Source organism: Pseudomonas alcaligenes (genome assembly GCF_041729615.1).
GTDB classification, from domain to species: Bacteria; Pseudomonadota; Gammaproteobacteria; order Pseudomonadales; family Pseudomonadaceae; genus Aquipseudomonas; species Aquipseudomonas alcaligenes_B.
The window spans coordinates 3,679,741-3,692,495 of sequence record NZ_CP154874.1 but is presented as its reverse complement, the minus strand read 5'-3'; the positions used below and the strand labels follow the sequence as shown (position 1 = coordinate 3,692,495).

Sequence of the window (12,755 nt, the reverse complement as noted above, 5' to 3'; positions counted from 1 at the left end):
TCAGCGCGCCGAGAGAACCGGCGCCTCCTCGCTCGCTTCTTCGGCATGGCCGAGGAAGCGGCACAGCGCGCCCTTCTGCGCCATGGCGTCCTGGTAGCCCAGCTCGATCAGCTCGTTGCAGTAGCCAGGCTCGAACAGCAGGTAGCTGAGCACCCCGGCACCGCTGGCGCGGGTGGCGCCCGGCCCGCGCAGGAAGAAGCGCATGGACTTGGGCAGTTCGTGGCGATGGCGTGCGGCGATCTGGTCCAGCGGCTGGCTCGGCGAGATCACCAGCACGTCCACCGGCTTCAGGCCCAGGCCGCGCGGATGCAGGCCCGAGGGCACCAGGCGGCTCATGTGGTTGAGCCGTTCGAGCAGCTCGATGTCGCCCTCCAGGCTGTCGATGAAGGTGCTGTTGAGCATGTGCCCGCTGATCTGTGCCAGGGTCGGCGGCAGGCCGCTGCGCGGACGTGCCACCTGCTGGTTGGCAGCCTTGCCCAGCGGGTTGCCGCTCACCCCCACCACCAGCACGCGGCTGGCGCCCAGGTGCAGCGCCGGGCTGATCGGCGCCTGCTGGCGCACCGCGCCATCGCCGAAGTACTCGCGGTTGACCTTGACCGGCGGAAAGATCAGCGGGATCGCCGCACTGGCCAGCAGATGCTCCAGGCCCAGGCGGGTCGGTACGCCGACGCGGCGATGGCGGAACCAGGGGTCGATGGTCGCGCGGCCCTGGTAGAAGGTCACTGCCTGGCCGCTCTCGTAGCCGAAGGCGGTCACCGCCACCGCGCGCAGCTGGCGCATGCGTACCGCCGCGGCGATGCCGGAGAAGTCCAGCTCGCGGGCCAGTAGCTCGCCCAGCGGCGCGCTGTCGAGCAGCGCCACCGGAAGATCCTTGCCCATGCCCAGCAGGCTGTGGCCGAGAAAGCGACTGGCCTGGCGCAGCACGCCGGGCCAGTCGCTGCGATACACGTCGCCGCAGTGGAAGGCTTGCCAGACCTCGGTCAGGCGGCGCACCGCGCTGGCGAAATGCAGGGCGCCGCAGGCCAGGCCGACGGCGTTGATGGCGCCGGCTGAGGTACCGACTATGACCGGGAAAGGGTTGCGGCAGGATTCACCAAGCAGGTCGGCGATCGCCCCCAGCACGCCCACCTGGTAGGCCGCCCGCGCGCCGCCGCCGGAGAGAATCAGCCCGGTGACGGGCCTGCTGACTTCTACTGCTTCACTCATGGGGCGCTTTCCGCTTTTTCTAGCGAGTATAGGGGCCGGCTACTTGCCGCGCTTGTAGAGCTTGGGCTCGCCCTCGGGACGGGTCTTGAAGCGCCGGTGCGCCCACAGGTACTGCTCCGGGTGGCGGCGAATAGCCGCCTCGATCCACTGGTTCAGGCGCAGGCAGTCGGCCTCCTCGCTCTCGCCGGGGAAATCGGCCAGCGGCGGGTGCACCACCACCCTGTAGCCGGAGCCATCGGCCAGGCGCTCCTGGGTAAAGGGGATGACCCGCGCCTTGCCCAGGCGGGCGAACTTGCTGGTGGCGGTGACGGTGGCCGCCGCAATGCCGAACAGCGGCACGAAGATGCTGTGCTGCGCACCATAGTCCTGGTCGGGGGCGTACCAGACCACGCCGCCGGCGCGCAGCTGCTTGAGCATGCCGCGCACGTCGTCGCGCTCCATGGCGCCCAGCAGACGATGTTCCCGTCCCTCGCGCTGGATGAAGTCGAACAGCGGATTCTTGTGCGCCCGGTACATGCCGTACATGTCATGGCGCACAGCGAGCAGGGCGCCGCCCAGCTCCAGGGTGGTGAAGTGCAGCGCCATGAGGATCACGCCCTGGCCTTCGGCCTGGGCCTGCTGCAGGTGTTCGAGCCCCTCCACCCGCCCCAGCCTGCGCAGCCGCGCCACCGGCCACCACCAGCTGATGGCGATCTCGAAGAAGCTCATGCCGATCGAGGCGAAGTTCTCACGCAGCATGCGCTGGCGCTCGGCCACCGACAGTTCGGGGAAGCACAGCTCGAGGTTGCGTGCGGCGATACGCCGGCGCGAACCAGCCAGGTGGTACATCAGCCAGCCGAGCGCACGCCCCAGCACCATCAACAGTCGATACGGCAGTTGCGAAACCAGCCAGAGCAGGCCCAACCCCAGCCATAACAGCCAGAAACGGGGATGCAGCAGGCTGGCTCGAAATTGCGGGCGATCCATGAATTATTCCGGACAAAGACTCGGGGCGGCCATTCTACAGAAGTCCCCTTGGCTTGCGGCCGACCAGGCTTCTCGTTATAAGTCCTCGCCATCCAACCGCATGAACAGACCATGAGCCAAGCCGATCTCCTCGACCAAGACCCCGTGTTCCAGCTCAAGGGCAGCATGCTCGCCATCACCGTGCTGGAGTTGGCGCACAACGAGCTGGAGCGCCTGGACCGGCAACTGGCCGACAAAGTCGCCCAGGCCCCCAACTTCTTCCAGAACATCCCCCTGGTGCTGGCCCTGGACAAGCTGCCGGAAGGCGAAGGCGAACTCGACCTGGCCAGGCTGATGGAAGTCTGCCGCGGCCACGGCCTGCGCACCCTGGCCATCCGCGCCAACCGCGCGGACGACATCGCCGCCGCCGAGGCCCTGGACATCCCGGTACTGCCGCCCTCCGGCGCCCGCGAGAAACTGGTCGAGCCGGTGGAAGCGCGTAAAAAGGAAGAGAAGCCGGCCGAACCGCAGTACAAGCCGACCCGCATCGTCACCAGCCCGGTCCGCGGCGGCCAGCAGATCTACGCCCAGGGCGGCGACCTGGTGGTGATGGCGCCGGTCAGTGCCGGCGCGGAACTTCTCGCCGACGGCAACATCCATGTGTACGGCCCGCTGCGCGGCCGTGCCCTGGCCGGTGTCAAGGGCGACGCCCGGGCCCGCATCTTCTGCCAGCAGATGGGCGCGGAAATGCTTTCCGTGGCCGGCCAGTACAAGACCGCCGAGGAGCTGCGCCGCGATCCCCTGTGGGGCCAATCGGTGCAAGTCAGCCTGTCGGGTGATGTGTTGAACATCACCCGCCTTTAACGGATACTGCGGCCCAATTTCAGGGACCAAAAGGGGCATTCGGAAGCCAGTTTACCGGCGCCGGATTTCCCGATTTTTCATATATTTGGGGTGAATCACCTTGGCCAAGATCCTCGTAGTCACTTCCGGCAAGGGCGGCGTGGGTAAAACCACCACCAGCGCCGCCATCGGCACCGGCCTCGCCCTGCGCGGCCACAAGACCGTCATCGTCGACTTCGACGTGGGCCTGCGTAACCTCGACCTGATCATGGGCTGCGAACGCCGCGTGGTTTACGACTTCGTCAACGTGATCAACGGCGAAGCCAGCCTGACCCAGGCCCTGATCAAGGACAAGCGCCTGGAAAACCTCTACGTGCTGGCCGCCAGCCAGACCCGTGACAAGGACGCGCTGACCAAGGAAGGCGTGGGCAAGGTCATCGACGAGCTGTCGCAGAACTTCGAATTCGTGATCTGCGACTCGCCGGCCGGCATCGAGACCGGCGCGCACATGGCCATGTACTTCGCCGACGAAGCCATAGTCGTGACCAACCCGGAAGTCTCCTCGGTACGCGACTCCGACCGCATGCTCGGCCTGCTGGCCAGCAAGTCGCGCCGCGCCGAACAGGGCCTGGAGCCGATCAAGGAGCGCCTGCTGCTGACCCGCTACAACCCCGAGCGCGTCACCAAGGGCGAGATGCTCGGCGTGGAAGACGTCGAGGAAATCCTCGCCATCAACCTGCTGGGCGTGATCCCCGAGTCCCAGGCCGTGCTGAAAGCCTCCAACCAGGGCGTGCCGGTCATCCTCGATGACCAGAGCGACGCCGGCCAGGCCTACAGCGATGCCGTCGACCGTCTGCTGGGCAAGGAAGTGCCCCATCGCTTCCTCGATGTGCAGAAGAAAGGACTCATGCAACGCCTGTTTGGAGCGCGCTAATGAACATTTTCGACTTCTTTCGTGAACGCAAGAAGGAAACCCCTGCGTCGATCGCGAAAGAGCGTCTGTCGATCATCGTCGCCCACGAGCGCGGCCAGCGCAGCCAGCCGGACTACCTGCCGGCGCTGCAGAAAGAACTGGTCGAGGTGATCCGCAAGTACGTCAAGATCGACCAGGACCAGGTGCACGTGGCGCTGGAAAACCAGGGCAGCTGCTCCATCCTGGAACTCAACATCACCCTGCCGGATCGTTGATCCAACCGGGGTAAGCGACGGCGGCCACGGCCGCCGTCGTCATTTGTGGAACGCCCATGCCGCTGTCGAACATCGAGATACTCCATCAGGACGACGCCCTGCTGGTGATCAACAAGCCCACCCTGCTGCTCTCGGTACCCGGCCGCGCGGAGGACAACCGCGACTGCCTGGTGACCCGCCTGCAGGAAAACGGCTACCCGGAAGCGCGCATCGTCCACCGCCTGGACTGGGAAACCTCCGGCATCATCGTGCTGGCCCGCGACGCCGACAGCCACCGCGAGCTGTCCCGGCAGTTCCACGACCGCGAGACCGAGAAGGCCTACACCGCCCTGTGCTGGGGCCAGCCGGAGCTGGACAGCGGCAGCATCGACCTGCCGCTGCGCTACGATCCGCCGACCAAGCCGCGCCACGTGGTCGACCATGAGCTGGGCAAGCACGCCCTGACCTTCTGGCGCGTGGTCGAGCGCTGCGGCGACTACTGCCGGGTCGAGCTGACCCCCATCACCGGACGCTCGCACCAACTGCGCGTGCACATGCTGTCCATCGGCCACCCGCTGCTCGGCGACCGCCTCTACGCCCACGCCGAGGCCCTGGCCGCCCATGAGCGCCTGTGCCTGCACGCCAGCATGCTCAGCCTGACTCACCCGACCACCGGCCAGCGCCTGCGCTTCGAGTGCCCGGCGCCGTTCTGACTGTCTTCTCCCCTCTCCCACTTGTGGGAGAGGGGCCGGGGGAGAGGGGTGCGTCAATGCCCTCTCCCCAACCCTCTCCCGTAAACGGGAGAGGGGGCCTCCTGCCCATACTCTGAATCCGATAAACTCGGCCGATCGCCGTCCGGAGTCCGTTATGCGTGCAGAGCTGAACCAGGGCCTGATCGATTTTCTAAAGGCCTCGCCCACCCCCTTCCACGCCACCCGCAGCCTGGCCCAGCGCCTGCAGGCCGCCGGTTTCCGTCCGCTGGACGAGCGCGAGCCCTGGCACACCGAGGCCGGCGGGCGCTATTACGTGACCCGCAACGACTCCTCGATCATCGCCTTCCGCCTGGGCCGCCGCGCGCCGCTGGAAGGTGGCCTGCGCCTGGTCGGCGCGCATACCGACAGCCCCTGCCTACGCGTCAAGCCGCAGCCGGAGCTGCAGCGCCAGGGCTTCCTGCAGCTCGGCGTGGAAGTCTACGGCGGCGCCCTGCTCGCGCCCTGGTTCGACCGCGACCTGTCGCTGGCCGGCCGCGTGACCTTCCGCGAGGGCGGCAAGGTGCAGAGCCTGCTGATCGACTTCCAGCAGCCGATCGCGGTGATCCCCAACCTGGCCATCCACCTCAACCGCGAGGCCAACCAGGGCTGGCCGATCAACGCGCAGACCGAGCTGCCGCCGATCCTGGCCCAGCTCAGCGGCGACGAGCGCGCCGACTTCCGTGCCCTGCTCGCCGACCGCCTGGCCGTGGAGCACGGCATCTGCGCCGACGCGGTACTGGACTACGAACTGAGCTTCTACGACACCCAGGGCGCCGCGCTGATCGGCCTCAACCAGGACTTCATCGCCGGCGCGCGCCTGGACAACCTGCTGTCCTGCTACGCCGGCCTGCAGGCGCTGATCGAGGCCGAGGGCGACGAGACCTGCGTGCTGGTCTGCACCGACCACGAGGAGATCGGCTCCTGCTCGGCCTGCGGCGCCGACGGCCCGTTCCTCGATCAGGTCCTGCGCCGCGTGCTGCCGGAGGGCGACGCCTTCGTGCGGACCATCCAGAAGTCACTGCTGGTGTCGGCCGACAACGCCCACGGCGTGCACCCCAACTACGCTGACAAGCACGACGCCAACCACGGCCCCAAGCTCAACGCCGGCCCGGTGATCAAGGTCAACAGCAACCAGCGCTACGCCACCAACAGCGAAACCGCCGGCTTCTTCCGCCACCTGTGCCTGGCCGAGGAAGTGCCGGTGCAGAGCTTCGTGGTGCGCAGCGACATGGGCTGCGGCTCGACCATCGGCCCGATCACCGCCAGCCAGTTGGGCGTACGCACCGTGGACATCGGCCTGCCGACCTTCGCCATGCACTCCATCCGCGAACTGGCCGGCAGCCACGACCTGGCACACCTGGTGCGGGTGCTGAGCGCCTTCTACGCCAGCGCCGAGCTGGCCTGAGTGCCCGGCTAGAGCCGGAAGCTCTGCCGGTAGGCCAGCGGCGTCATGCCGGTGACCCGCTTGAAGGTGCGGCGGAAGCTGGACTCGTCGCCAAAGCCCAGTGCCTCGCTGATCTGCGCGACTGACTCCGACGTCAGGATCAGCCGCTCGCCAGCCTGGTTGAGCTTGATCAACCGCACATGATCGGCCAGCGCGTGGCCGGTCAGCGCCCTGACCTTGCGCGCCAGTGTGCGCGTGCTCAGCGCCAGTTCCGCAGCCAGCCGCTCGGCCACCAGCAGCCGTGCCGGGTGGCGCTCCACCAGCAGCTGCAGCCGGCGCAGCAGCGGATCGCTCTGCCGTGCCACGCCCAGGGCACGGAACACCGGGGCGGCCGGCTCGGGCCGCGGCAGCACCATCATCCGGGCAATCTCGCGATAGGCCTCGACACCCAGCTGCTCCTCGATCAGTGCCCTGGCGATCGGCAGATGGCCGCTGACACCCGAGGCGGTGGCGACCCGCGGGCCGAACAACTGGGTGTGCTGGAACTGCCAGCCGACCTTGGGAAAACGTGCGCGCAGGCTGTCCGCCAGCCACCAGGTAGCGGTGGCCTCCTCGCCGTCCAGCCGGCCACTGCCCGCCAGCAGGCATACGCCGGTGCAATAGCTCCACAGCCGGGTCTTTCGACTCAAGCGCGCCAGGCCGTGCAGCAGCGCGCGGTGCTGCTCCAGCGCCTGCGCCACCCGTGCCTCGCTATCCGCCCATAGCCCGGGGATGAGCAGCGCATCGCAACGCGCCTCGGCCAGCGTCGCCTCCGGCTGCAGGCGCAGCCCCTGCGCGCACTCGACCGCCTGCAGGTCCAGACCGAGCCAGCGCAGCTCGAAATGCCGCTGTCCGCTCCGCCGATTGGCGGCCGACAGCAGATCGGCGAAAGCAAACAGGCCAGCCGGCATGCAGCCGGGGTAGAGCAGCAGACCGATAGTTCGAGTTGGCATGAAATGTCCGCTTTATGGCAATTCAAGCCATGCTCACCCGGCCGCGCAATTTTCACAATGGCCCTACCTGAATCGGAGGCCACCATGAAGATCACCCAGTTGCGCAACGCCACCCTCATCGTCCAGTTCGGCGATGTCCACCTGCTGGTCGACCCCATGCTGGCGCCGCGCGGCCAGCTGCCGTCGCTCAAGTTCGTCACCCGCTCGCGCCGACGCAATCCACTGGTCGAGCTGCCGGACAACGCCGCCACACATCTGGAGCGGGTGACCCACTGCCTGATCACCCACTGCCAGAAGGGCCATTTCGACCACCTCGACCGCGCCGCCGTGCGCTGGCTGCGCCAACGCGGCACGCCGGTGCTGTGTATGGCGGAGGACGCCGACTATCTGCGCCGGCTGCGCCTTAACGTGCAGGTACTGGCGACCGACGAGGATGGGGCCTTCTTCGGCGGCAGCGTGCGTGCCATCCCCTGCCTGCATGGCGAGGGCTTCGTCGGCCGGCTGATGGCTCACGGTTATGGCTACTTCATGCGCATCCCCGGCGAGCCCAGTCTCTATCTGGCCGGCGACACCCTGTTGACCGACGAGGTACGCCACTGCCTGCGGGAACTGCAGCCGGACGTCAGCGTGCTGCCAGCCGGCGGCGCGCAGTTCGATATCGGCGGCGCGATCATCATGGGCCAGGCCGACATCCTCGCGGCGCTGAGCCTCAGCCGCGGATTGGTGATCGCCAACCACCTCGAGGCCCTCGACCACTGCCCGGTGAGCCGCGCCGAACTGCTGGCCGAGGCCAACCGCGCGCAACTGGGTGGTCGCTTGCGCGTCCCCCTGGATGGCGAGACCCTGACCTTCCCCGCAACCGCTCGCGCCGGCGCCACGGCCTGAGGAATCCGCCTCAGTCCGGAACCTCGACGCGCACCCGCACCGCATCGTGGCGCCAGTACTCCAGGTCGCAGTCGATGATGCGTCCGTGCTGGTCGCGGTTGACCCGGGTGATGCACAGTGCCGGGCTGCCCGGCGCCGCCTTGAGGCTGAGCGCGGCGTCGGCCGGCAGCGCGGTGGGCAGGATGTCGAAGGCCACCCGGCCGTAGCGGATGCCGTACTGGCTGGCGTACATCTCGGTGAGCGAGGCGGTCAGGTCGTTGTCGAGGATGCCGGGGAAATAGGCCGGGTTGAGGTAGTGCTCGACATACAGCACCAGGCGCCCATCGATACGCCGCACCCGGCGGATCTGCTGCACCGCCGACAACGCCGGTAGCTCCAGGCGCGCGCAGATGTCCGCCGGCGCCGGCACCAGCCGCGCACTCAGCACCTCGGTCGAGGGCACCCGGCCCTGCTCGCGCACCATGGCGTGGAAGTGGCTGCGCACCAGCGGGTTGTAGTCCAGCCGGCGCGGCGAGACGAACCAGCCACGGCGCTCCTCGCGATAGATCAACCCCTCCGACTCCAGCTGCCCCAGCGCCTCGCGCAGGGTGATGCGGGTGGTTTCGAACAGCTCGCTGAGCTTGCGCTCGGCCGGCAGCTTGCCGCCCTGGGGCAGCAGGCCATGGTCGATCTGCTCCTGCAGGGCGCGGCAGATGGCGGTAACGGTACGCGGCGCTTCTTCGCGCATGCATTTCTCCATTCTGGAATAGACCAGCACCAATGAGGTGCGCAGCCGTGAGGCGATACGGCCATGCTAGGCAGCCTAGATGACTGCCAGATGACAGTCGCGGCGACCATCGAAACGTCTGCATGCCTTATGCCATCTGGCCTGGTGCGAATCAGGCAAATCAGCCACTTAGCTATGGTCTACGCTTTCCTGCGCGGAGCGGACCTGTGGAACGGGCCGCAGCCTCGCCATAAAAGCGTCATGAAAAGCCTCTAGATTTGGCCTGGGTCTTGCTGATCTAGACCAAACTTTCACCCTGCTAAGGAGCTTCACGATGAAACGCCTGCTGCTGGCTTCACTGATGGGATCGGCCATTGTTCTGGGTAACCAGGCCATGGCCAACGAGGACTTGAAAGCACTGGAACAAGCCGCCCGCGCAGAGGGCGAAGTCAACAGTGTCGGCATGCCTGACAGCTGGGCCAACTGGAAGGACACCTGGGCTGACCTGAACAAGCTGTACGGCCTCAAGCACATGGACACCGACATGAGCTCGGCCCAGGAGATCGCCAAGTTCGACGCCGAGAAGGACAACGCCACCGCCGACATCGGCGACGTCGGCGCCGCCTTCGGCCCCATCGCGGTGCAGAAGGGCGTGACCCAGCCCTACAAGCCGAGCACCTGGGAACAGATCCCGGCCTGGGCCAAGGACGCAGACGGCCACTGGATGCTGGCCTACACCGGCTCCATCGCCTTCATCGTCAACAAGCAGCTGGTCAAGGAGCCGCCGAAGTCCTGGGCCGACCTCAAGGAAGGCAAGTACAAGGTCGCCATCGGTGACGTCAGCGCCGCCGCCCAGGCCGTCAACGGCGTGCTGGCCGCCGCCATCGCCAACGGCGGTGACGAGAAGAACATCCAGCCGGGTCTGGACTTCTTCGCCGAGATCGCCAAGCAGGGCCGCCTGTCGCTGTCCAACCCGACCATCCAGACCCTGGAAAAAGGCGAAGTGGAAGTCGGCGTGGTATGGGACTTCAACGGCCTGTCCTACCGCGACCAGATCGACCCGAGCCGCTTCGAGGTGCTGATCCCGTCCGACGGTTCGGTGATCTCCGGCTACACCACCATCATCAACAAGTACGCCAAGCACCCCAACGCGGCCAAACTGGCCCGCGAGTACATCCTCTCCGACGCCGGCCAGATCAACCTGGCCAAGGGCAATGCCCGGCCGATCCGCGCCGAGCACCTGACCCTGCCGCCGGAAGTGCAGGCCAAGCTGCTGCCCAACGAGCAGTACGCCAAGGTCCAGCCGATCAAGGATGCCGCCGCCTGGGAAGCCACGTCCAAGGCCCTGCCGCAGCTGTGGCAGGAAAACGTGATCATCGAAATGCAGTGACCGCGATGCGGGGCCCGCACGGGCCCCGCTCTCGCCAAGGAATTCCCGATGCCGTACAAAGTCATTCTGGTCGTGCTCGACGGTCTCAACTACGAGGTCGCACGGCATGCCCTGGGCCATCTGCACGCCTACTGCGCCGCCGGCCGCGCCGCGCTGTACCGCCTCGAATGCGAACTGCCGGCGCTGTCGCGCCCGCTCTACGAATGCATCATGACCGGCGTTGCGCCGATCGACAGCGGCGTGGTGCACAACGACGTGGTGCGCCTGTCCAGGGAGCGCAGTATCTTCCACTATGCCCGTGACGCCGGCCTGACCACCGCCGCCGCGGCCTATCACTGGATGAGCGAGCTGTATAACCGCGCGCCCTTCGTCGCCGCCCGCGACCGCCACACCAGCGATGCGGCCCTGCCGATCCAGCACGGCCACTTCTACTACGCCGACCACTACCCGGACTCGCACCTGTTCGCCGACGCCGAGAGCCTGCGCCTGAAACACGCGCCGGACTTCCTGCTGGTGCACCCGATGAACATCGACGACGCCGGCCATGGTTACGGCCTGGATTCGCCGCAATACCGCAACGCCGCGCGGCGTGCCGACGTGATCCTCGCCGACTACCTGCAGGGCTGGCTCGACGCCGGCTACCAGGTGCTGGTGACCGCCGACCACGGCATGAACAACGACCGCTCGCACAACGGCATGCTGGCCGAAGAGCGCGAGGTCCCGCTGCTGGTGCTGGGCGAGGCCTTCAGCCTCGACGCCAACGCCCGCCCTCGGCAGATCGAGCTGTGCGGCACCATCTGCGCGCTGCTCGGTGCCGCCCACGACAAACCCCTGTGCAAGGAACTGCTCAAGTGATGTCTGCTCTTCGCGGCAAGTGGCTGGCCCTGCTGTGCCTGCTGCCCTTCGCCGTGTTCTTCTTCGCCTTCCAGGTCGCCCCGCTGTTGTGGGTGGCGATCAACAGCCTGATCGTCGGCGACAGCTGGAGCCTGGCCAATTTCAGCAAGATCTTCTCCTCGAAGTTCTACCTGCAGGCGATCAAGCACAGCCTGCAGATCGCCTTCTGGTCCAGCCTGTTCGGCATCGTCATCGCCATCCTCGGCAGCTACTCGCTGCGCCAGGTCGACTCGAAGCTGCGCGACTTCGTCATGGCTTTCTCCAACATGACCAGCAACTTCGCCGGCGTGCCGCTGGCCTTCGCCTTCATCATCCTGCTCGGCTTCAACGGCGCACTGACCCTGCTGCTCAAGCAGGCCGGCGTGATCGACGACTTCAACCTCTACTCCAAGACCGGCCTGATCGTGCTCTACACCTACTTCCAGATTCCCCTGGGCGTGCTGCTGCTCTACCCGGCTTTCGACGCCCTGCGCCAGGACTGGCGCGAGTCGGCGCAACTGCTCGGCGCCGGCACCTGGGACTTCTGGCGGCATATCGGCCTGCCGGTGCTGACCCCGGCGCTGCTCGGCACCTTCGTCATCCTGCTGGCCAACGCCCTCGGTGCCTACGCCACCGTGTACTACCTGACTACCGGCAACTTCAACGTGATGCCGATCCGCATCGCCGGTCTGGTGGCCGGCGACATCAGCCTCGACCCCAACCTGGCCAGCGCCCTGGCCATGGTGCTCGTTGGCCTGATGGCGCTGATCACCGTGGTGCACCAGTGGCTGCTGCGCAGGAGCTATCACGATGCGCGCTGAAAACAAACCCGCCGCCCTCTACCACCGCGTGGTGGTCTGGCTGCTGTTCCTGATCCTGCTGCTGCCGCTGGCGGCCACCCTGCTCTACTCGCTGTCCACCAGCTGGTCGGCGACCATCCTGCCGGATGGCCTGACCTTCAAGTGGTACCTGGCGCTGTGGAGCGACGCGCGCTTCCTCGCCGCCTTCGGCCAGTCGCTGCTGGTGTGCCTGGGTGCGCTGCTGCTGGCGGTACTGCTGATCCTGCCGCTGCTGTTCGTGGTGCACTACCACTTCCCCAAGCTGGACGGGGTGATGAACATCCTCATCCTGCTGCCCTTCGCCGTGCCGCCGGTGGTGTCCTCGGTGGGCCTGCTGCAGGTCTACGGTTCCGGGCCGCTGGCGATGGTCGGCACGCCGTGGATCCTGATCGGCTGCTACTTCACCGTGGCCCTGCCGTTCATGTACCGCGCTATCACCAACAACCTGCAGGCGATCAATCTGCGCGACCTGATGGACGCCGCCCACCTGCTCGGCGCCAGCACCTGGAAAGCCGCCTTCCTGGTGGTGCTGCCCAACCTGCGCAACGGCCTGATGGTCTCGCTGTTCCTTTCCTTCAGCTTCCTGTTCGGCGAGTTCGTGTTCGCCAACCTGCTGGTTGGTACCCGCTACGAGACCCTGCAGGTGTACCTGAACAACATGCGCAACAGCAGCGGCCACTTCAACAGCGCGCTGGTCATTTCCTACTTCTTCTTCGTACTGGTCTTCACCTGGGCGGCCACCCGCCTGAACAAGGACAAACCGTAGGCTGCGC

14 protein-coding genes are annotated in these 12,755 nt (G+C 66.9%); 10 read left to right on the top strand and 4 right to left on the bottom strand.

Annotated elements, in window-relative coordinates; genetic code table 11:
- Both AAG092_RS17910 and AAG092_RS17905 read right to left on the bottom strand, forming a co-directional pair.
- The gene (locus tag AAG092_RS17910; RefSeq protein ID WP_373387738.1) at positions 1-1,206 is read right to left on the bottom strand and encodes a patatin-like phospholipase family protein; all 1,206 of its coding nucleotides are present in this window, start codon (positions 1,204-1,206) and stop codon (positions 1-3) included.
- Between the two features lie 39 nt (positions 1,207-1,245).
- Entirely contained in the window at positions 1,246-2,172 is a 927-nt protein-coding gene (locus AAG092_RS17905) for a lipid A biosynthesis lauroyl acyltransferase (protein ID WP_373387737.1), read from the bottom strand.
- Between the two features lie 111 nt (positions 2,173-2,283).
- On the opposite strand from AAG092_RS17905, the gene minC reads away from it, so the two are divergent.
- The 5 genes from minC (at position 2,284) to AAG092_RS17880 (ending at position 6,318) form a co-directional block, all read left to right on the top strand.
- Positions 2,284-3,015: a septum site-determining protein MinC gene (gene minC, locus AAG092_RS17900; RefSeq protein WP_373387736.1), complete on the top strand. Its 732-nt coding sequence runs from the start codon at positions 2,284-2,286 to the stop codon at positions 3,013-3,015.
- Between the two features lie 100 nt (positions 3,016-3,115).
- Positions 3,116-3,928, top strand: a complete 813-nt coding sequence (minD, locus tag AAG092_RS17895) for a septum site-determining protein MinD (RefSeq protein WP_110682316.1) — start codon at positions 3,116-3,118, stop codon at positions 3,926-3,928.
- Positions 3,928-4,182: a cell division topological specificity factor MinE gene (minE, locus tag AAG092_RS17890; protein WP_110682317.1), complete on the top strand. Its 255-nt coding sequence runs from the start codon at positions 3,928-3,930 to the stop codon at positions 4,180-4,182. The genes minD and minE overlap by 1 nt, the downstream gene beginning before the upstream one ends.
- Positions 4,183-4,238: 56 nt before the next feature.
- Positions 4,239-4,874, top strand: a complete 636-nt coding sequence (locus AAG092_RS17885) for an RluA family pseudouridine synthase (RefSeq protein WP_373387735.1) — start codon at positions 4,239-4,241, stop codon at positions 4,872-4,874.
- Positions 4,875-5,028: 154 nt separating this feature from the next.
- On the top strand, positions 5,029-6,318 hold the full coding sequence (locus AAG092_RS17880; RefSeq protein WP_110682319.1) for a M18 family aminopeptidase: 1,290 nt from the start codon (positions 5,029-5,031) through the stop codon (positions 6,316-6,318).
- An 8-nt stretch (positions 6,319-6,326) separates the two neighbouring features.
- Here the strand turns inward: AAG092_RS17880 and AAG092_RS17875 are convergent, their stop codons facing one another.
- Positions 6,327-7,289: a GlxA family transcriptional regulator gene (locus tag AAG092_RS17875; protein WP_258371512.1), complete on the bottom strand. Its 963-nt coding sequence runs from the start codon at positions 7,287-7,289 to the stop codon at positions 6,327-6,329.
- 84 nt (positions 7,290-7,373) lie between these two features.
- Here AAG092_RS17875 and AAG092_RS17870 point away from each other — a divergent pair, with 84 nt between their 5' ends.
- Positions 7,374-8,174 (top strand): MBL fold metallo-hydrolase, encoded by an 801-nt coding sequence (locus AAG092_RS17870; protein ID WP_110682321.1) that lies wholly within the window; start codon positions 7,374-7,376, stop codon positions 8,172-8,174.
- A gap of 10 nt (positions 8,175-8,184) precedes the next feature.
- Here the strand turns inward: AAG092_RS17870 and AAG092_RS17865 are convergent, their stop codons facing one another.
- Positions 8,185-8,901, bottom strand: coding sequence for a UTRA domain-containing protein (locus tag AAG092_RS17865; protein ID WP_110682322.1), 717 nt, complete (start codon positions 8,899-8,901; stop codon positions 8,185-8,187).
- Between the two features lie 313 nt (positions 8,902-9,214).
- Here AAG092_RS17865 and AAG092_RS17860 point away from each other — a divergent pair, with 313 nt between their 5' ends.
- The 4 genes from AAG092_RS17860 to AAG092_RS17845 are packed head-to-tail and all read left to right on the top strand — an operon-like array spanning position 9,215 to position 12,748.
- Positions 9,215-10,270 carry an ABC transporter substrate-binding protein gene (locus AAG092_RS17860; RefSeq protein ID WP_076426262.1) on the top strand — a complete coding sequence of 352 codons (1,056 nt, stop codon included), beginning with the start codon at positions 9,215-9,217 and terminating at the stop codon, positions 10,268-10,270.
- Positions 10,271-10,318: 48 nt separating this feature from the next.
- A complete protein-coding gene (locus AAG092_RS17855; RefSeq protein ID WP_373387734.1) occupies positions 10,319-11,125 on the top strand; it encodes an alkaline phosphatase family protein in 807 nt (268 codons plus the stop codon).
- Positions 11,125-11,964: an ABC transporter permease subunit gene (locus AAG092_RS17850; protein ID WP_169919388.1), complete on the top strand. Its 840-nt coding sequence runs from the start codon at positions 11,125-11,127 to the stop codon at positions 11,962-11,964. The genes AAG092_RS17855 and AAG092_RS17850 overlap by 1 nt, the downstream gene beginning before the upstream one ends.
- Positions 11,954-12,748 carry an ABC transporter permease gene (locus AAG092_RS17845; protein ID WP_373387733.1) on the top strand — a complete coding sequence of 265 codons (795 nt, stop codon included), beginning with the start codon at positions 11,954-11,956 and terminating at the stop codon, positions 12,746-12,748. The genes AAG092_RS17850 and AAG092_RS17845 overlap by 11 nt, the downstream gene beginning before the upstream one ends.
- Positions 12,749-12,755 lie beyond the last annotated feature (7 nt).

Bases quoted from the DNA above. Each gene is read 5' to 3' on its own strand.
- AAG092_RS17910 (WP_373387738.1), bottom strand. From the start codon at position 1,206: ATGAGTGAAGCAGTAGAAGTCAGCAGGCCCGTCACCGGGCTGATTCTC.
- AAG092_RS17905 (WP_373387737.1), bottom strand. From the start codon at position 2,172: ATGGATCGCCCGCAATTTCGAGCCAGCCTGCTGCATCCCCGTTTCTGG.
- minC (WP_373387736.1), top strand. From the start codon at position 2,284: ATGAGCCAAGCCGATCTCCTCGACCAAGACCCCGTGTTCCAGCTCAAG.
- minE (WP_110682317.1), top strand. From the start codon at position 3,928: ATGAACATTTTCGACTTCTTTCGTGAACGCAAGAAGGAAACCCCTGCG.
- AAG092_RS17885 (WP_373387735.1), top strand. From the start codon at position 4,239: ATGCCGCTGTCGAACATCGAGATACTCCATCAGGACGACGCCCTGCTG.
- AAG092_RS17880 (WP_110682319.1), top strand. From the start codon at position 5,029: ATGCGTGCAGAGCTGAACCAGGGCCTGATCGATTTTCTAAAGGCCTCG.
- AAG092_RS17875 (WP_258371512.1), bottom strand. From the start codon at position 7,289: ATGCCAACTCGAACTATCGGTCTGCTGCTCTACCCCGGCTGCATGCCG.
- AAG092_RS17870 (WP_110682321.1), top strand. From the start codon at position 7,374: ATGAAGATCACCCAGTTGCGCAACGCCACCCTCATCGTCCAGTTCGGC.
- AAG092_RS17865 (WP_110682322.1), bottom strand. From the start codon at position 8,901: ATGCGCGAAGAAGCGCCGCGTACCGTTACCGCCATCTGCCGCGCCCTG.
- AAG092_RS17860 (WP_076426262.1), top strand. From the start codon at position 9,215: ATGAAACGCCTGCTGCTGGCTTCACTGATGGGATCGGCCATTGTTCTG.
- AAG092_RS17855 (WP_373387734.1), top strand. From the start codon at position 10,319: ATGCCGTACAAAGTCATTCTGGTCGTGCTCGACGGTCTCAACTACGAG.
- AAG092_RS17850 (WP_169919388.1), top strand. From the start codon at position 11,125: ATGTCTGCTCTTCGCGGCAAGTGGCTGGCCCTGCTGTGCCTGCTGCCC.
- AAG092_RS17845 (WP_373387733.1), top strand. From the start codon at position 11,954: ATGCGCGCTGAAAACAAACCCGCCGCCCTCTACCACCGCGTGGTGGTC.